Origin of the sequence: Pseudolactococcus laudensis (genome assembly GCF_013449735.1) — a bacterium.
GTDB classification, from domain to species: domain Bacteria; phylum Bacillota; class Bacilli; order Lactobacillales; family Streptococcaceae; genus Pseudolactococcus; species Pseudolactococcus laudensis.
Genome location: NZ_JACBNY010000009.1, coordinates 45,002 through 63,169 on the forward strand (window position 1 = coordinate 45,002; position 18,168 = coordinate 63,169).

Annotated in this window: 17 protein-coding genes; 11 read left to right on the forward strand and 6 right to left on the reverse strand. The window is 38.7% G+C overall.

Annotated elements, in window-relative coordinates; translation table 11 throughout:
• Nucleotides 1-17: 17 nt before the first annotated feature.
• From HZR21_RS06520 to HZR21_RS06535, 4 genes are read right to left on the reverse strand one after another with little or no spacing between them, the layout of a single operon-like run.
• On the reverse strand, nucleotides 18-968 hold the full coding sequence (locus tag HZR21_RS06520; RefSeq protein WP_180746957.1) for a siderophore ABC transporter substrate-binding protein: 951 nt from the start codon (nucleotides 966-968) through the stop codon (nucleotides 18-20).
• A 42-nt stretch (nucleotides 969-1,010) separates the two neighbouring features.
• On the reverse strand, nucleotides 1,011-1,763 hold the full coding sequence (locus tag HZR21_RS06525) for an iron ABC transporter ATP-binding protein (protein WP_180746958.1): 753 nt from the start codon (nucleotides 1,761-1,763) through the stop codon (nucleotides 1,011-1,013).
• The gene (locus tag HZR21_RS06530) at nucleotides 1,754-2,716 is read right to left on the reverse strand and encodes an iron chelate uptake ABC transporter family permease subunit (protein WP_180746959.1); all 963 of its coding nucleotides are present in this window, start codon (nucleotides 2,714-2,716) and stop codon (nucleotides 1,754-1,756) included. Before HZR21_RS06530 ends, HZR21_RS06525 begins: the two co-directional genes overlap by 10 nt.
• The gene (locus HZR21_RS06535) at nucleotides 2,717-3,673 is read right to left on the reverse strand and encodes an ABC transporter permease (RefSeq protein WP_003139673.1); all 957 of its coding nucleotides are present in this window, start codon (nucleotides 3,671-3,673) and stop codon (nucleotides 2,717-2,719) included.
• A 201-nt stretch (nucleotides 3,674-3,874) separates the two neighbouring features.
• Between HZR21_RS06535 and radC the strand changes: the two genes are divergently transcribed.
• Entirely contained in the window at nucleotides 3,875-4,555 is a 681-nt protein-coding gene (gene radC / locus HZR21_RS06540) for a RadC family protein (RefSeq protein ID WP_180746960.1), read from the forward strand.
• Nucleotides 4,556-4,607: 52 nt separating this feature from the next.
• On the opposite strand, the gene HZR21_RS06545 is transcribed toward radC, so the two are convergent.
• The gene (locus HZR21_RS06545; protein ID WP_180746961.1) at nucleotides 4,608-5,315 is read right to left on the reverse strand and encodes a gamma-glutamyl-gamma-aminobutyrate hydrolase family protein; all 708 of its coding nucleotides are present in this window, start codon (nucleotides 5,313-5,315) and stop codon (nucleotides 4,608-4,610) included.
• The gene (locus HZR21_RS06550; protein WP_180746962.1) at nucleotides 5,312-5,977 is read right to left on the reverse strand and encodes a redox-sensing transcriptional repressor Rex; all 666 of its coding nucleotides are present in this window, start codon (nucleotides 5,975-5,977) and stop codon (nucleotides 5,312-5,314) included. Before HZR21_RS06550 ends, HZR21_RS06545 begins: the two co-directional genes overlap by 4 nt.
• 118 nt (nucleotides 5,978-6,095) lie before the next feature.
• Here HZR21_RS06550 and HZR21_RS06555 point away from each other — a divergent pair, with 118 nt between their 5' ends.
• From HZR21_RS06555 to HZR21_RS06600, 10 genes are all read left to right on the forward strand, one after another.
• Nucleotides 6,096-8,006, forward strand: coding sequence for an ABC-F family ATP-binding cassette domain-containing protein (locus tag HZR21_RS06555; protein ID WP_180746963.1), 1,911 nt, complete (start codon nucleotides 6,096-6,098; stop codon nucleotides 8,004-8,006).
• 6 nt (nucleotides 8,007-8,012) lie between these two features.
• A complete protein-coding gene (gene glf / locus HZR21_RS06560; protein ID WP_180746964.1) occupies nucleotides 8,013-9,143 on the forward strand; it encodes a UDP-galactopyranose mutase in 1,131 nt (376 codons plus the stop codon).
• Nucleotides 9,144-9,227: 84 nt separating this feature from the next.
• A complete protein-coding gene (gene pyrE / locus HZR21_RS06565; RefSeq protein ID WP_180746965.1) occupies nucleotides 9,228-9,860 on the forward strand; it encodes an orotate phosphoribosyltransferase in 633 nt (210 codons plus the stop codon).
• 51 nt (nucleotides 9,861-9,911) lie between these two features.
• Complete coding sequence (locus tag HZR21_RS06570; RefSeq protein WP_180746966.1) at nucleotides 9,912-11,177, forward strand: dihydroorotase; 1,266 nt, start codon at nucleotides 9,912-9,914, stop codon at nucleotides 11,175-11,177.
• A 99-nt stretch (nucleotides 11,178-11,276) separates the two neighbouring features.
• The gene (locus HZR21_RS06575; RefSeq protein WP_180746967.1) at nucleotides 11,277-11,864 is read left to right on the forward strand and encodes a DUF1054 domain-containing protein; all 588 of its coding nucleotides are present in this window, start codon (nucleotides 11,277-11,279) and stop codon (nucleotides 11,862-11,864) included.
• Nucleotides 11,865-12,069: 205 nt separating this feature from the next.
• Nucleotides 12,070-13,002: a homoserine O-succinyltransferase gene (locus HZR21_RS06580; RefSeq protein WP_003139658.1), complete on the forward strand. Its 933-nt coding sequence runs from the start codon at nucleotides 12,070-12,072 to the stop codon at nucleotides 13,000-13,002.
• Nucleotides 13,003-13,154: 152 nt separating this feature from the next.
• A complete protein-coding gene (locus HZR21_RS06585) occupies nucleotides 13,155-14,216 on the forward strand; it encodes a DUF871 domain-containing protein (protein ID WP_180746968.1) in 1,062 nt (353 codons plus the stop codon).
• Nucleotides 14,209-15,102, forward strand: a complete 894-nt coding sequence (gene murQ / locus HZR21_RS06590) for an N-acetylmuramic acid 6-phosphate etherase (RefSeq protein WP_180746969.1) — start codon at nucleotides 14,209-14,211, stop codon at nucleotides 15,100-15,102. Before HZR21_RS06585 ends, murQ begins: the two co-directional genes overlap by 8 nt.
• Nucleotides 15,103-15,187: 85 nt before the next feature.
• Nucleotides 15,188-17,170, forward strand: a complete 1,983-nt coding sequence (locus HZR21_RS06595; RefSeq protein ID WP_180746970.1) for a glucose PTS transporter subunit IIA — start codon at nucleotides 15,188-15,190, stop codon at nucleotides 17,168-17,170.
• A 67-nt stretch (nucleotides 17,171-17,237) separates the two neighbouring features.
• Entirely contained in the window at nucleotides 17,238-18,098 is an 861-nt protein-coding gene (locus HZR21_RS06600; protein WP_040526168.1) for a MurR/RpiR family transcriptional regulator, read from the forward strand.
• Nucleotides 18,099-18,168: the final 70 nt, after the last annotated feature.

Here is an 18,168-nt window from a genome sequence, read left to right on the forward strand (position 1 = left end):
TTTGAATTAGTTGATGCTTATTTCAAAGCTTGTGACACTTCATCAAGCATAAGTTGTGTTGATTCTAGTCCCCCACCACTTAAATACCAAACGGATGCATTCAGTTCAATGACTTTACCGTTTTTACTTGCTGTTGTTTGTTTGACTAATTCATTATGTTTCAGACTAGATTCTGTCTTGTCGCCGCCGACAGCTTTAGTACGGTCAATAAAGAAAATGATATCTGGATTTTTTTCTAGAACATATTCGTAAGAAACGCTTTGACCGTGTGTTGAGGCTTTGATTTGGTCATCAGCACTCTTGAAACCGAAAGTATCATTGATAATGGCATAACGTGAGCCGTTACCAAAAGTAGAGACTTGACCTTCGTTTGTCATTAATGTCAAAGATTTTAGGCCTGAACTTTCAGCTTTCTTTTTAAGCGCATCAATGTTTGTTGATAAAGTTTTGATTTGTTTTTTCGCCTCAGTTTCTTTACCATAGATGCTTGCAATTGTTAGAATGTGTGATTGTGTTGAATCCCAAACTTTAGAATTATCAAGTGATAAATCTAAAACAGGTGCAATTTTTTCAAGATCTGCTTTAAAACTTTGTTGACGTGCTGAAATAATGATTAATTGCGGTTTCAAAGCATTGATTTTTTCTAAATCCGGTTCTTTCAGACCACCAACACTCTCAACAGATTTAAATGCCTTCAAGTAATCAGGCAAATTTTTCTTTGCGACACCGACGACTGATTTACTTTCACCAAGCGCTTGAATTGTATCAAGTGAGCCATTATCGAAAACAACGACTTTACTTGGGTTTTTAGGAACTTTAACTTTGCTACCGTCTGCACCAACAACTTCGATAGTATCAGTTTTGGCCTTTTGAGTTGAATCAGTATCTTTTTTAGCGCCACAAGCAACGAGAACCATTGCAAGTAGTAAAACACCAATGAAAGCCGTGAATAGTTTGTTAAGTTTCATATTATGTTTTTTTCTTATTTTTATTATTATAGTTAGTATACTCTAAAAATAGAGACAGAATTTTTTTCCGTCAATTTCTTCGATGCGAATCGTCATGTCATACAGCGCATTTAAGACAGGCTCATTAATAATTTTGGCTGTCTCATCATGGGCAAAAATGGTACCAGACTTCATGGCAACGATGTCATCAGCAAAACTCGAAGCAAAATTTATATCATGCAAAACGATAACGACAGTCTTGCCGTAATCTCGAACCAAACTTTGCAAGAGTTGCATCATCTGCAAGGCAAAATTCATATCCAGATTATTTAAAGGTTCATCAAGTAAAATATAGTCAGTATCCTGCGCTAAGATCATGGCGATATAAGCGCGCTGGAGTTGACCGCCAGATAAATTTTGGATATTTTCATCAGCTAAATCTTGCATACCAAGCTGCTCAATTGAGGTTTGAATTTTAACTTTGTCAGTTTGTGTTAACTGACCTTTAGAATATGGGAATCGACCAAAAGCGATGAGTTCTCGCACTGAAATTTGCATATTGAGATGATTCATCTGCTTTAAAATAGCTAATTTCTGTGCAAGCTCACGTGATTTGAAAGATTTGAGTTCCTGACCTTCCAAATAAATATGACCAGATTCAGCATCAATAAGTCGGCTCATACAGGCGAATAGTGTTGATTTACCAGCGCCATTTGGACCGATAAAGGCAGTTAATTTACCCTTTTGAATGGTCAAATCTATCTCTTTTAAAATTGGCTTTTTGCCAAACGATTTCGATAAGCTTTCTATTTCCATCTTTTGTTACCATTTCTTTCGTATAAAATTTGTCCGATAAAGTAGCAGCCACCTGTGAATTCGATGATGACGTTTAAGGTTGTGTTAAAGCTAAAGATATGCTCAACCAGAAATTCACCTAAAATCAGCAGAAGGATGGCTATCAGACTGCCAGCAAGAAATAGTGACTTATGACGATAAGTTTTCATGAGCTGGTAGGCAATATTGGCGACGATGAAGCCGAGGAAACTTGTCGGACCAACGAGAGCTGTCGAAATACCGACGAGAGCTGTAATGGCAAACAAGGTCATGAGTTGTAGGCGTTTTAAGTCAATGCCAAGGTTAATAGCATGGTCGTTACCTAGATGTAGCACATCAAGTTGGGGTGCTAATCGCCATAAAAATAAGCAAATTAAGGCAATTAAGATGGCTGCTATCGTTAAATGATCAGGTTTGACATTGCTAAAGCTAGCAAATAGCTTGCCCTGTAAATGGTCATATTCGTTAGGGTCTAGGATGACTTGCATGAAACTGCTGACATTGTTAAAAAAAGTCCCTAAAATCATGCCAATCATCAAAAATAAAAAGAGGTTTTGCTTAAATTTCTTTAGCAAGGTAAAAGAGAGGTAAGTGCTGAGTGACATCATGAGTGCGATAGTCAGTAGGAAGTCCCAAATACTTGTCGCTCTTGAGAGGCTTTGACTACCAAAGACAAAGATAGATAGGGTTTGAATCAAGACATAAAATGAATCAATACCGAGTATATTCGGTGTCAGTAGTTTATTTTGGCTCAGAGTTTGGAAGCTAATCGTTGAAAAACTGCAAGCAATTCCGACTAAAATAAAAGCTACCATTTTTTTGCCTCGCAAAGCGATGGTAAAGTCAAGATTTCCGTAGGTTTGATAGGTCATGAAAAGGGCACAAGCCGCAAGTGCTGCAAGACCTAATGTGATATGTGTAAGTTTGCGTGTCATTTAGCTATACCTACGACTTTCTTTAAGGAGAAGGCCGATAAAACAGATACTGCCTAAAACGCCGACTACCAAACTGACTGAAATTTCATAAGGGGCGATGACAATTCGACCAATCATGTCGCAGATTAAGAGGAAACTTGCCCCAAAATAGGCAGTGAGTGGGAGATTGTTTTTCATTTGATCCCCAAATTTGAGGCTCACCAGATTAGGAACGATAATCCCTAAAAAGGGGATATTTCCGACACTGACGAGGACGATACTTGAGGAAAGGGCAATGATGCCAATGCCAAATAAGCGCATTTTTTGGTAGGAAATGCCTAGATTTGTTGCCATTTCTTGACCTGCTGCCATGATAGTGAATTGGTAGGCAAAGAGGTAGATGACGATAAATAAGGGAATTGACAAGTAAAGCAATTCATAGTTGCCGCGCATTACGACAGAAAAATTGCCTTGTAACCAAGATGCCATATTTTGTAGCAGTTGATGCTGATAGGCAAAGAAAGTGGCGATACTGCCAACGATATTTCCAAACATAATCCCAACTAAGGGGATTAAAATCGTATTTTTGCTAGGTAAGTAGCGTGATATTAGTAAAAATAGGCAAGTTCCCAAAAAAGCAAAGCCGAAAGCGACTGTGGTACGCATTAAAAGTGGTGCATTTGGTAGAAAGATCATGACAAAAACGATGCCTAGCTTGGCGCTATCCATTGTGCCAGCTGTGTTTGGGGATACAAATTTATTTTGCATCAGATTTTGCATCACAAGACCTGAAACACTGACACTTGCACCAGCAATCACTAAACTCAATGTACGTGGTAGTCTTGACGACAATAGAACAAGATTTTGACGACTTGTCCAAGTTCCCAATTCGAAAATAGGGAGGTCAACGAGACCGATAAAAATCGACGAGACGATGAGGATGACAAAGAAGATGATACCAGCTAGTTTTTTAGTCACAAGTCTTTTCCTTGCCCTTTCAGTCAGATATGAATCTATATGATTATCAAAATAGAGGCCTCTAGTTTTGATAGAGAGTGTCAAAAACTTTTGACATTTTCTATTAAAGCATAATCTAACTATTTTGGCAATAGTCAGAAATTGTTAAGAATGATGAGCAAAACGCTATTTTTTTCGTATAAATTAAAGAGAGGATAAAAAATGTACAATATAAGAGAAGCAGACTACCCTATGAGACCGCGTGAACGTTTAGCTACACTCGGAGAGAAGTATTTATCAGACCAAGAATTACTAGCTATTTTACTGAGAACTGGTACGGCAAAATCATCAGTTGTCGAGCTATCAGGACAGATACTTCGACACTTTGAAACACTAGAAAATTTTCGTAGATCAAGTATAGAGGAATTGATCCAAATTCCAGGAATAGGCATGAGTAAAGCCATAGAAATCAGAGCCATGATGGAGCTTGGCAAGCGTATTCAGACGGCTGAGCGAGAGAGACAAGGTCAAGTGAAAGGCGCTCAACAATTCGCGATGACCTTGATAGACGAGATGTCAGATTTTGATCAAGAACATCTGGTAGCAGTCTATCTGGATGGTAAAAATAAAATTATTAAAAAAAGAACGATTTTTGTGGGGACTGTCAATTCAGCCAGTGCCAATCCGCGTGAAATTTTACATTTTGCAGTCAAAACTTTAGCAGCTGGTATCTTAATTACCCATAATCATCCTTCTGGCGATCCTAAACCCTCAGATGCTGATGTTGTGTTTACAGAGCGAATGGAAAATGCCTGTGATAATATCGGAATAACATTGATTGATCATATCATCGTGGGCCATAAACGTTATTTTTCGTTTCAAGAAAGTGGCTTGATGTTTTAAAGTAATAAAAGCACGAAAAAAAACGCCTCAATGTGAAATGTGAGACGTCTTATTAAAGATTAAAAACAGCGTAACGAAAGAAAGCTAAATCTTCGTCGCGTACATTATACATAAAATCAGGATGCCATTGAACACCTAAAAAACGAAGATTTGAATCAGTTGATTGGACTGCCTCTACTATATGGTCATCAAGGGACTTAGCAATCACCTCAAGTTGTGGGGCAAGCTGTTTGAGGCTTTGTCGGTGGAAGGAGTTAACATGCGCCTTGCGGCCATAAATTGAATCAAGTGGCGAATGTTTAGAGATGAGGACATCGTGAGAAGTCTGTGTCATTGCTTTTTCTTGCCAATGGTTCTGAATTTGCTGATTGAGTGATCCTCCGAGGGCGACATTAACCAATTGCATTCCGCGACAGACACCAACGATTGGCTTATTTTGTTTGATAGCCTCGTTAATTAGGGCAATTTCAAAGGCATCACGTTCACGATTATAGTCACTAGACTTAATTGTTTCAACTTCGCCATAAAATTCTGGCGCAACATTTTGTCCACCAGCTAAGACCAATTTGTCAATCATAGAAGTATAACGCTTGGCATGCATCGGGTCACCAATAGGGATCATAATTGGGAGACCACCCACAAGTTGAACGGCTTTGATATAACCAGAAGGGTTATAAGAAATAGCCATATGCCCCATATCATCTCCCGCATCTCGCCGCTCATTTGCAGCAACACCGATGATGGGTTGTAAAGTAGTCATAGTTTATTTTCAGTTTCTTTTTTATCTTGCATGAAAAATAAGAGTGTTTGAAGTTCACTTGTCAAGTCGACAGACTGAACTGTGATATTTTCTGGCACTTGAAGACGTCTCGGTGTGAAGTTGAGAATACCTTTAATCCCAGCTGCAATTAAAAGGTCAGCAACTTCCTGAGCACGATCTGATTGGACAGAGATGATAGCAGTTTCAATATTAGCATCTGCAAGATTTTTTTGAATATCTGAGATATTGTAAATTGGGATACCGTCATCAGTTTTCGTTCCAACGAGCGGGTTGCCCGCGACATCGTAGGCTTGGGTAATCCGCATTTTATTGCGGTCATGAAAACGATAGTTAATCAGTGCGCGACCTAAATTTCCGACACCGACAAGGGCAATATTGGTTTCTGCTGAGTCACCTAATAAATTTCCGAAAAAGTCACGAAGAGCAGTCGTATCATAACCATAGCCACGTCTACCAAGTTCACCAAACAGTGAAAAATCACGTCTGACGGTAGCAGAATCAACGCCTAATTTTGCGGCGATTGCTTGAGAGTTGGTTCGGTCAACCTTGTCAGCCACAAATTGTTTAAAAATGCGATAATATTGCGGCAGACGCTTGGCAGTTGCCTTGGGTAAAACTTCATTAAATTTTGTCACGACCATAAAAGTAAAGACCTCCTTCAGTATTCTTTGTGAATAGATTACCAAAAGTTTGTGAAGTTGTCAAACAAAATAGACTAGAGGATTAGATTAACAGCCTCCTTTGTGGTAAAATAGACCTATGATTTTATTACAAGGGAACAATATTTCAAGGACATTTGGTGCAGATGTTCTGTTTGAAAAGATAAATTTTACAATTCAAGATAATTCGCGGGTTTCACTCGTCGGGCGTAATGGTGCAGGAAAGTCAACGCTACTGAAAATTATTGCAGATGTGGAGACACCAAGCTCTGGTGAGATTTCAAAGACTAAAAATTTGACTATGTCATACTTAGCTCAAGAGGCTAACTTTTCATCTGAGCGGACGATTTATGATGAAATGCTCAGTGTTTTTGAGGTACAGATTAGTCAAGAAAAGCAATTACGTCAGATGGAAGCACAAATGGGAGAGCTTTCTGGTGCTGACCTCTCTAGTTTGATGACGCGCTATGATAGCTTGACTGAAACATTTCGTCAAAATAAAGGTTTTACCTATGAATCTGACATCAAAAACGTCTTAAATGGTTTCAAGTTTGACGAAACTTTTTGGGCGCAGTCAGTTGCAAGTCTGTCAGGCGGTCAAAAAACGCGTTTGGCTTTGGCTAAGATTTTGCTTGAAAACCCAGCTTTTTTGATTCTCGATGAGCCAACCAACCACTTGGATATTGAAACCCTCTTATGGCTTGAAAATTACTTGAAAAATTATCGTGGTGCAATTCTAATTGTTAGTCATGACCGTTATTTTTTAGATAAAGTGACGACTGAAATACTAGAATTATCACGAGGTAAACTTGAAAAATATGTTGGTAATTATAGTAAATATATCGAACTTAAAGCTGAAAAACTCGCGACACAAGCTAAACAATATGATAAACAGCAAAAAGAAATCGCTAATCTAGAAGATTTTGTTAATCGAAACCTAGCGCGAGCATCGACGACAAAACGTGCGCAATCGAGACGAAAGAAACTCGAGAAGATGGAGAGATTGGACCAGCCACTCGCAAATGAAAAATCAGCACATTTCACGTTTTCACCAGCTATTGAATCAGGGAATGTCGTTTTAACTGTTGAAAATGGCGCGGTTGGCTATGATAAGGAAGTTTTATCAAGTCCGATTAATTTAGACGAGCGCAAATATGATTCAATTGCGATTGTTGGACCAAATGGGATTGGTAAATCGACTTTAATCAAATCTATCGTGGGTAAGATTCCCTTGATTGAAGGGACAGTTAAACTAGGCGCTAATGTTGCTATGGGGTATTATGACCAAGAACAGCGTGATTTGACGCCTTCTAATACGGTATTAGAAGAACTTTGGAAAGACCATAGTCTTGTGCCAGAGGTTGAGATTCGAAATCGTCTGGGTGCCTTCCTTTTTTCTGGGGATGATGTTCAAAAAGCTGTCGGCATGTTATCTGGTGGCGAAAAAGCACGTTTACTCCTAGCTAAGCTATCGATGCAAAATGATAATTTCTTGGTACTTGATGAGCCGACCAACCACTTGGATATTGATAGCCGTGAAGTTTTGGAAAATGCGCTTATCGATTTTGATGGCACGTTGTTATTTGTCAGTCATGACCGGTATTTCATTAACAGAGTTGCTGATAAAGTCCTTGAAATATCTGCCGAAGGCAGCAAACTTTACTTGGGTGATTACGACTATTACTTGGAGAAAAAGGCTGAGGAGGCTGAAATTGCTGCACTTTTAGCAGCAGAAAGTGATGCTATCTCAGAACAGGCAGCGCCGTCTAGCTATCAAGCCTCAAAAGATGATCAAAAATGGCGTCGGAAATTGACACGAAAGATTGCGGCTCTGGATGAGCAGTTACAGGCGTTTGATGTGTCAATTACTGAACTGCATGAGCAAATGGTCGAGTCAGCAGAAGACTTTGTCAAATTAGGTGAGTTACAAAAAACATTAGATGCGATGATGGCAGAAAAAGAAACTGTTGAAGAATTATGGCTAGAGAAATCTGAAGAACTTGGAGAATAAATAATCGTGAAACACAATACAAAAAAATATGATTACCTTATTGTCGGTGCGGGGCCATTTGGTGCGACATTTGCGCATGAGGCGGCATTGCGCGGCAAGCGGTGTCTGGTTATCGAGCGTCGTGGTCATTTAGGTGGTAATCTATATACACACCAAGAAAATGGCATCAATGTTCACGATTATGGTGCGCATATCTTTCACACAGATAACAAACCTGTCTGGGATTATGTCAATCAATTCACTGAATTTAATGGTTATATTAATCAAGTTGTTGCTAATTATAAAGGAGATTTGTACAATCTTCCCTTCAACATGAATACCTTTTATCAGATGTGGGGAGTAAAGACACCAGCCGAAGCGCAGGCAAAAATTGCTGAACAGCGGGAGGCTGCAGGGATTACTGGTACACCTAAAAATTTAGAAGAGCAGGCGATTTCACTTATCGGTACAGATATTTATGAAAAGCTAATCAAGGGTTACACAGAAAAACAATGGGGTCGCAAAGCAACTGAACTACCAAGCTTTATTATTCGTCGCTTGCCAACACGTTTTACCTTTGATAACAATTACTTTAATCATCGTTATCAGGGTGTACCAGTAGCTGGCTATACTGCAATTTTTGATAAAATGTTAGACCATGATTTGATAGATGTACGATTAGAGACTGACTTTTTTGCAGATAAAGATACTTACTTAGCTGAATTTCCACGTATTGTTTACACTGGGATGATTGATCAATTCTTTGACTATAAATTCGGTGAGCTAGAATATCGCAGTGTCCGATTTGAATCTGAGTTACTGGCAACTAATAATGCGCAAGGTAATGCGGTCATAAACTATACAGACGCTGAAACACCTTATACACGGGTTATGGAATGGCGTCATTTTGATCAAAATGGTGATGATGATGTAACAATCTTAACTCGAGAATATCCTCAAGATTGGGATCGTCAAAAAGAGGCATATTATCCAGTCAATGATGAGAAGAATTCGACTCTATTTAAACAATACCGTGCTGAGGCGAAAAAATATGAAAAAGTAATCATGGGTGGTCGTTTGGGAAACTACCAGTATTATGACATGGATCAAGTTTTTCATGCAGCACTTGTTGCAGTCAAGCAAGAATTTAAACAATAGTAAGAAAATTATCAATATCCTAACCATTTCAAATACATCTTATGATAAAATGGTAACAGACAAAATTTGAAAGAGAGAACAATCATGCAAACACTATCTCGTGAAATTGCCAAAGACTTACTTGACATTAAGGCGGTTTTTCTTCAACCAAACGACCCTTTTACTTGGGCAAGCGGTATTAAATCACCGATTTATACGGACAATCGGATTACGATTTCCTATCCAGAAGTACGCCGTCGCATTGTACAAGGCTTTGCTGACCGCATTCGTGCTGAGTTTCCTGATGTTGAAGTGATTGCAGGTGCTGCGACTGGTGGTGTTCCTCACGCGGCTTGGGTTGCTGAAATCCTTGATTTACCAATGGTTTATATCCGCTCTAAAGCTAAGGACCATGGTGCAGGCAATCAAGTCGAAGGTCGTATTACTAAGAATCAAAAAATGGTGATTATCGAAGATTTGATTTCAACAGGTGGTTCGGTAATTGGAACTGCTGAGGCAGCAAGTCGTGAAGGCGCTGATGTCTTAGGTGTTGCAGCTATTTTTACTTACGAGCTACCACGTGGGATTGAGAATTTTGAAAAAGCAAATCTGCCTTTGATTACACTTTCAAATTATTCTGATTTGATTGAGATTGCTAAAGTTATCGGTTATGTCGATGCGGATGAGTTAGAGTTACTAAAAAAATTCAAGCAAAACCAGAATACTTGGCAAGATTAAAAGCTATCATCAGTTGATTAACATCGTTCAATAGATAGAAAAGGACCCAAAATGAAACTCATAAAAAATGGCCGTGTAATAGATCCCAAAAGCCAATTTGATGCGATTGCTGATATTTTGATTGATGGTCAAAAAATTATTGCTATTGGGCAAGACTTAGTCAGAGAAGGCGCTGAAATTATTGATGCGACTGATAAAATTGTGGCACCTGGCTTGATTGATATTCATGTCCATTTTCGCGAACCTGGTCAAACGCATAAGGAAGACATTCATACGGGGAGTTTGGCTGCAGCGCATGGTGGTTTTACAACTGTCGTTATGATGGCGAATACCAATCCAACTGTTTCAACGGTTGAGACTTTAACAGAGGTTCTGTCATCAGCGGCCCGTGAAAGCATTCATGTTAAGAGTGTTGCAACCATTACCGATAAGTTAGATGGGCAAACGCTGACGAACTTTGAGGCACTTTTAGATGCAGGTGCGGTTGGTTTTTCTGACGATGGGATTCCGTTTACAGATGCTGGCCAGGTGCGCCGGGCGATGCAAAAAGCTGCAGCGTTTGACACGGTTTTAGCGTTGCATGAAGAAGATCCACAATTAACGGGTGTTTTAGGGATTAATGATGGTGCGATTGCGCATCAATGTGGTGTGACGGGTGCACCGACGGTTTCTGAGTATAGTATGGTGGCGCGTGATGCGATGCTAGCCTTGGATACAAAGGCGCGTGTGCATTTTCAACATTTGTCGGCAGGTGAATCGGTTGATGTGATTCGTTTTGCTAAGTCGCTAGGTGCGCAGGTGACTGCGGAGGTGACACCTCAGCATTTTTCGATAACGGAAGATGCGATTTTGACACATGGTACTAATGCTAAACTCAATCCGCCTTTGCGTCGGTCATCAGATATTGAAAAATTGATTGTTGGCTTGCAAGATGGGACGATTGACGTGATTGCAACGGACCATGCACCGCATACACACGCTGAAAAAGATCAAGAAATCACGAAGGCACCATCTGGTATGACTGGTCTAGAAACATCTTTATCACTTGGCTTGACGCATTTGGTTGCTCCTGGCCATTTATCTCTTATGAGTTTACTAGAAAAAATGACCAGTAATCCAGCACAAGTCTTGCACTTAGATGCAGGTTATCTAGCTGAAGATGGGCCGGCTGATCTTGTGATTTTTGATGCGGATGCGGTGCGTGAAGTTGCGAATGACTTTGCCTCTAAATCTAGTAATTCACCGTTTGTTTGTGCTCAATTACAAGGTGTGATTGCTTATACGATTTGTGATGGTGAGATTGTTTATCAAGCTTGATAAACCTTATTTTTCTGGTAAAAGAAGATGATGAGGGCATCATCTTCTTTGATTTTAAAATAGATCTGACAATTGCAAGCATAATAGAAGGAGTTTCTAGTGAAATGTTTTAATGAAGAGTCTTTCAAGGTTTTTGATGTTGAAGGATTAGATGAGCGAATGGTAGCTATTCGTGCTAATATCCAACCGATTTTTGCTGAAATAATGGCTGAAGTTTCAGCACGTTTGAGTGATGATGTGGGGCATGAGACTTTCGTACACATTGCCCAACACCGGAGACGTACGAGATATGCGCCTGAAAACACATGGTCAGCGATTTCTGATAATAAACGGGGCTACAAGTCTCAGGCTCATTTACAGTTAGGTATTTGGGATAACTATGTCTTTATGTATTTATCAATTATTGATAACCCAGCCAAACGTGAACAATATGCGGACTATTTAGCTGAACATCATGATTTTCCAGATGACTTTGTCTATTCACTGGATCATACTAAACCTGAATTTTTCTCTGTAACTGAAGGGTTAGAGAAAGGAATCCAGCGTTTACACGATGTGAAAAAGGGGGAATTTGAAGTAGGACGGATTATTTCCCGAGATTCTAAAATTTGGCAAGAAGATCCACAAACCTATATTTTAGAAACTTTTGAGGCTTTATTTCCACTTTATCAGCACTTAAATGCTTAAAAACTATCGATGTATAGTTTTTTTTTATAGCTATCTATAATTTCATCATAGTTTGAAACTATGCTTAATCATGATAAAATAGAGGAATGATACATATAAAAGACTTTGAGCGGACGAAGGTCGTGAATGACCCAGCTTTGCCGAAGCTTTAGCGTAGTCAAGTTTCAAGCTTTTAAGCATTAAAAGGGCAGAAAGGAGGGATAGGATGCCTGTAAAAGTAAATAGTCAGTTGCCAGCTGTCAAGATATTAGAAGCCGATAATATTTTTGTGATGGATGAAGCGAGAGCTGCACAGCAAGATATTAGAACATTAAAGATTTTGGTGGTCAATCTTATGCCTCGTAAAATGGTGACTGAAACGCAGTTGTTGGCTTTATTATCTAATACGCCTTTGCAAATTAATGTAGATTTTTTGCATATGATGACGCATAAATCTAAAAATATTACACAAAATCATTTGGATACTTTCTATAAAAGTTTTGATGATATCAAGGCTGATTATTATGATGGCATGATTGTAACAGGTGCACCTGTTGAAAATTTAGCATTTGAAGCTGTCGATTACTGGGATGAGTTGCATCAGATTTTAGATTGGTCACGCACGCATGTTTATTCAACCCTGCATATTTGTTGGGGAGCACAAGCGGGATTATATGCACGCTATGGTATTCCTAAACACCCTTTAGCACAAAAGTTATGGGGGGTATATCATCAAACAGTAGAGAATCCGAAACATGTTTTATTTCGAGGTTTTGATGATGATTTTGTCGCGCCACATTCTAGGAGTACCGAGACTTATGCGAGCGATTTACCACATGATTTTGAGATTCTTTCTTATGGTGAAACTTCAGGCTTATCTCTAGTTGTCAAAAAAAATTTGCGTGAGATTTACAGCTTTGGTCATTTAGAGTATGATCGGATGACTTTAGATTTTGAATATCAACGGGATAAGGCTGAATTTGGTGAGGAGGTTGTGCCAGATGCCTATTATCCGAATGATGATCCGACGCAAAGGCCACGTATGACTTGGTCGAGTGCTGCGAGTCTATTCTTTTCAAACTGGTTGAATTATGCAGTCTATCAAGATACACCCTATGATTTACGTGAACTCGCAAAATATGAATATTTTAATCTTTAACCACCGATTTGGTGGTTTTTTGGTATTTTATTACTTTTTTTGAAATAATACTTCATTTTTTTAAAAAATAAAAACAAACTATTGAAATTATAATTCATATGATGTATAATAAAATCATAGAAATGAAATAATATTTCGAACGGAGGTGAAATATGTATGGTTTCTCGATTTTTATGAACACTGATTTAGATGAAACAAAGCGTTCATATATTAAAAAGATGGCTAATAGTGGTTTTAAAGGTATCTTTACTTCAATGCATATTCCAGAAGATGATGTTAATCTCTATAAAAAAAGATTGATTGATTTGGGAAAAATTGCGCAAAGCCTTCACTTAAAATTGATGGTTGATATTTCTGGTGATGCGTTGAATAGGTCGGGTTTCTCTTTTGAAAATTTGGAGGAACTTAAAGCGATTGGTGTGACAGGACTAAGAATGGACTATCATATTAGTAATGATACAATTTCAAAAGCTAGTCAAGTGATCACGATTAGTTTAAATGCAAGCACCATTACTCAAAAAGACATTGATGAATTAAAAGAAAATAATGCGAACTTCAATCATTTGGAGGCCTGGCATAATTACTATCCGCGTCCAGAAACGGGACTTTCCCACCAAGATTTTATTGAAAAAAATATTTTTTTAAAGCAACATGGTTTTAAGGTAATGGAATTTGTCCCAGGTGATGCAGATCTCAGACATCCTTTGTATTTGGGGTTACCAACAATAGAAGCGCATCGCTTTTTACATCCTCTGGCTGCTTTGATAGATATGGAACGGATGGCTGCTGACCATATTTACGTTGGAGATGGTGGTTTACAAGAAACAACGGCTTTTCAACTTAGTCAGTATATCAATAATCAGACAGTTCTTTTAAGGGCCAGACCTGAGACAGCAGATTTTAGGTATGTCCAAGGTGACCATGAAAATAGGCAGGATGCTGCGAGAGATGTGATTCGAAGCGCCTATGCACGATTTAAGACTATCCCAGATATACAGCCTGAGAATACAGTAGTTAGAAACAAAGGGGCAATCACGATTGATAATTGTGACTACGGTCGCTATATGGGAGAAATCCAAGTCGTCAAAACAGAATTGGTAGCGGATTCAAAAGTTAATCGTGTAGGTAATATTGTCTCTGAAGACATAGACTTACTTGATTACATTGGACCGGGACAAAAATATATAATAGAAAAAGAGAAGCAAGATGATTGATTTATCTACACTAACAACAGAACGCAGAAATACAGAAACTTACAACCTCGATCAAATGAGTGTTCATGATGCACTGATTAAAATGAACCAAGAAGACCAAAAAGTTGCCCTCGCTGTTTCACAAGCTTTACCACAAGTTGAAAGCGTTACGACTGCAGTGATTCAATCCTTTAAAAAAGGTGGTCGATTGATTTATATGGGTGCTGGTACGAGTGGTCGTTTAGGTGTACTTGATGCAGCTGAATGTGTGCCAACGTTTGGCGTAGCAGCGACTCAGGTGATTGGGTTGATTGCGGGTGGCGAGCAAACTATGACTGTCGCAGTAGAAGGCGCAGAAGATAGCTTAGAACTAGGCCGTAAGGACTTAGTTGGTTTAGAACTAAGTCAGAATGACACAGTCGTCGGAATTGCTGCAAGTGGTAGAACACCTTATGTAATAGGTGGATTAGATTATGCGAAAGAAGTAGGGGCAACAACGGCAAGTCTATCTTGTAATAAGAATGCTGAGATCTCTAAACATGCGACATTACCAATAGAAGTAGATTGTGGGCCAGAATTTTTAACAGGATCTACGCGTTTGAAATCTGGAACAGCACAAAAATTAATTTTGAACATGATTTCTACAATTTCGATGATTGGCATTGGTAAAGTTTACAATAATTTAATGGTTGATGTGAAACCAACAAATGAAAAATTGGTTGAACGTAGCAAACGGATTATTATGCAAGCAACAGACTGCACTTATGACGAAGCTGAGGAAAAATTTGAAGCAGCTAATCGGGATGTCAAACTTGCAATCGTTATGATTTTAACGGATTCAACTGCGGAGCAAGGACGAGCTAAATTAGCTAAAGCGGATGGTTTTGTTAAAAATACATTGAAATAATTAGTCTAAGAGAATCGCAGAGAGATCTTGAGTGACCTTGGTTCGCGAATGACCCTGCTTGATGGAATCGCAGAAAGGAAAATAAATGGCAGAAGAAAAAGTTGCACGTATTGCAAGAGAAATTTATGAAAATGTTGGTGGCGAAAAGAATGTCAGAAAAGTCATTCATTGTATGACACGTGTCCGCATGACCATTGTCGACAATTCAAAAGTTAATTTGGTTGGTCTTAAAGCAATTGATGGTGTCATGGGCATTGTTGAAGACGAAACCCTACAAGTGGTAGTGGGTCCAGGAACAGTCAATAAAGTTGCTAAAAAAATGGTTGACATGGTTGGTGTAAAACTTGGCGAAACATTCCCTAATTCTGAAGGTTTAAGTTTTGAGGAACAAGCATTAGCTAATAAGGCAGCAGCTAAAGAAAAATATAATAAGCCTTCAAAATTAAAATCAGTCCTAAAATCAATCACAAATATTTTTGTACCAATGATTCCAGCGTTTGTAGGGACTGGGATTGTTGCAGGGATTGCGGCTGTTCTATCAAATTTAGTTGTAGCAGGTGATCTCAATGCAGCAACATGGCAGCAGTATATTGATATTATGAATATCTTGAAAAACGCTCTATTTGCTTACCTGACAATTTATGTCGGTATCAATGCTGCTAATGAATTTGGTGCAACACCAACACTTGGTGGGGTTATTGGTGGTGTCGTTATGCTGACTGGTATGAACCCGGAAAATCCAATCAAAAATATTTTCACAGGTCAGCCACTTTCAGCTGGACAAGGTGGGATGTTAGGTGTTTTACTGGCTGTTTGGCTCCTTTCAATCATAGAAAAGAAACTTCATGAAATTGTCCCTGAGTCAGTGGATATCATTGTCACACCTACGATTAGTTTGATTCTTATTGGCTTATTAGAAATTTTCTTAATCATGCCGCTTGCTGGATTTGTTTCAGATCATCTGATCGGTGGTATTAATGGTATCTTAAATATCGGTGGCGCTTTCTCTGGATTCGTGTTAGGTGTTGCTTTCTTACCAATGGTGATGTTGGGGTTGCATCAAATTTTAGGGCCAATTCATTTAGAAATGATTGCTAAAACAGGTCAAACAAATTTACTACCAATTTTGGCAATGGCAGGTGCTGGTCAAGTTGGTGCAGCTTTGGCAATTTGGGCAAAACTCAGAAAAGATCGCACGCTTGTTCAAAATATCAAAGGTGCGTTACCAGTCGGAATTCTTGGTGTTGGTGAACCTTTGATTTATGGGGTAACATTACCGATGGGTAGACCATTTATCACCGCATGTATTGGTGGCGGTATTGGCGGTGCAATTATCGGATTTTTCGGTAATGTTGGTGCAATTATCGGATTTTTCGGTAATGTTGGTGCAATTGCCACAGGACCTAGTGGCGTGGCACTTATTCCTTTAATTGCTCATGGTAAATGGATAGTTTATGTTTTAGGATTACTTGGTGCTTACATTGGTGGTTTCCTTGCAACTTATTTCTTTGGAATTCCAAAGGATGCGAAAATGAAAGCAGATAACTATGGTAAAACAGTTCAAATGGAAACCCTTCAACCTACTTTACGTGTGGTGACAACGCCTGCGTTTGAAACCTCAACTGTTTATGCACCCATGACAGGTACAGTGAAAGACTTATCTGAAGTTGCTGATGAAGTCTTTTCTAGCGGGATGTTAGGAAAAGGAATTGCGATTGAACCGACAAATGGACAAGTTAACTCACCAGTGGATGGTATTATCACGACTGTTTTTCCGACCAAACATGCGATAGGTGTTACGAGCGATGAAGGTGTTGAAATTTTAATTCATATTGGAATGGATACTGTCGAAATGAATGGAGAAGGCTTTGAAAGTTTTGTCAAACAAAATGAGCGTGTTAAAAAAGGTGATTTAATGATGCGTGTCGACCTTGACAAAATTAAAGCAGCAGGCTTATCATCGATAACACCTGTCGTTGTGACAAATTCTACTATTTATAAAGATATCAGTACTGTTGCCCAAAATAAGGTTGAAAAAGGACAAGTCCTCTTGACCATTGAGAGTTAAAGAGAAGAGGTTGGTTTATGCCAACCTCTTTGTTATAATAAAATAAAGAAGAAAGGACGGAGGCGCTATGGATACGTTACTAATGATCAGAGAAAGATATTCTCAGCTGACGGCTGCTGAAAAGCGGATAGCAGACTATGTTTTGGATTCTGGTGAAGAGATATTGGAAAAAAGTGCACAAGAAGTTTCCCAAGAAATTGGTAGCTCCTCTGCATCATTGGTTCGATTTTCTAGAAAATTAGGATATGATGGTTTTTCTCAATTTAAACAAAAATTAAGTGTCGCTTATGCTTTTCATGCTGATAATGAGAGTTATTATGAAGAGGTTAGCGATGCTGAGACACCTTTGTCAATTAAAAATAAATTAAAAGTTCGGATTAACCATATGGTGGAGACAACAAATGCTTCATTGCTAGATGAGGCAGTGATGTCAGTTGTTTCTTGTCTGGATAAAGTTGATGTCATTTTTGTTTTTGGTATTGGTGCTTCATCCATTGTGGCTCAAGATATTTTTCAAAAATTTAGTAGAATTGGAAAACAAGTCTATTTTATTCAAGATACTCATTTATTTCTTTCCTCTCTTTCTATTCAGAAAAATCAAGCTGCTTTCATCGGCATATCGATGAAAGGTGAAACGAAGGAAGTTGTCGAACTTGCAAGAGCTATCAAATCGTTGAAAGTACCAATGGTGGCAATCACTTCTAATGAAAAATCAACATTAGGACAATTATCGGACTATGTCTTGCATTCAATTTCAGGTGAAGACTATCAAATGAGAACGGCAGCTACCATGAGTTTGATGGCACAGCTTTATGTTGTTGATATACTCTTTTATATGTACGTCTCAGAACACTTTGAGCAGAGCTATCAAAACCTTCAAAAAACAAGTCAAGCTATCAAACAGTTAGGTCAAGAACCATCTTCTTGATTTTAAAATAGCTATGATTGACGTGAACTCGCAAAATATGAATATTTTAATCTTTAACCACCGATTTGGT

What these genes read in the sequence shown, in the direction of transcription:
- HZR21_RS06555 (WP_180746963.1), top strand. Translation starts at nt 6,096, where the DNA reads ATGATTTTATTACAAGGGAACAATATTTCAAGGACATTTGGTGCAGAT.
- HZR21_RS06580 (WP_003139658.1), top strand. Translation starts at nt 12,070, where the DNA reads ATGCCTGTAAAAGTAAATAGTCAGTTGCCAGCTGTCAAGATATTAGAA.
- HZR21_RS06550 (WP_180746962.1), bottom strand. Translation starts at nt 5,977, where the DNA reads ATGGTCGTGACAAAATTTAATGAAGTTTTACCCAAGGCAACTGCCAAG.
- HZR21_RS06530 (WP_180746959.1), bottom strand. Translation starts at nt 2,716, where the DNA reads ATGACACGCAAACTTACACATATCACATTAGGTCTTGCAGCACTTGCG.
- HZR21_RS06545 (WP_180746961.1), bottom strand. Translation starts at nt 5,315, where the DNA reads ATGACTACTTTACAACCCATCATCGGTGTTGCTGCAAATGAGCGGCGA.
- HZR21_RS06595 (WP_180746970.1), top strand. Translation starts at nt 15,188, where the DNA reads ATGGCAGAAGAAAAAGTTGCACGTATTGCAAGAGAAATTTATGAAAAT.
- murQ (WP_180746969.1), top strand. Translation starts at nt 14,209, where the DNA reads ATGATTGATTTATCTACACTAACAACAGAACGCAGAAATACAGAAACT.
- HZR21_RS06600 (WP_040526168.1), top strand. Translation starts at nt 17,238, where the DNA reads ATGGATACGTTACTAATGATCAGAGAAAGATATTCTCAGCTGACGGCT.
- HZR21_RS06570 (WP_180746966.1), top strand. Translation starts at nt 9,912, where the DNA reads ATGAAACTCATAAAAAATGGCCGTGTAATAGATCCCAAAAGCCAATTT.
- HZR21_RS06585 (WP_180746968.1), top strand. Translation starts at nt 13,155, where the DNA reads ATGTATGGTTTCTCGATTTTTATGAACACTGATTTAGATGAAACAAAG.
- HZR21_RS06525 (WP_180746958.1), bottom strand. Translation starts at nt 1,763, where the DNA reads ATGGAAATAGAAAGCTTATCGAAATCGTTTGGCAAAAAGCCAATTTTA.
- pyrE (WP_180746965.1), top strand. Translation starts at nt 9,228, where the DNA reads ATGCAAACACTATCTCGTGAAATTGCCAAAGACTTACTTGACATTAAG.
- HZR21_RS06520 (WP_180746957.1), bottom strand. Translation starts at nt 968, where the DNA reads ATGAAACTTAACAAACTATTCACGGCTTTCATTGGTGTTTTACTACTT.
- radC (WP_180746960.1), top strand. Translation starts at nt 3,875, where the DNA reads ATGTACAATATAAGAGAAGCAGACTACCCTATGAGACCGCGTGAACGT.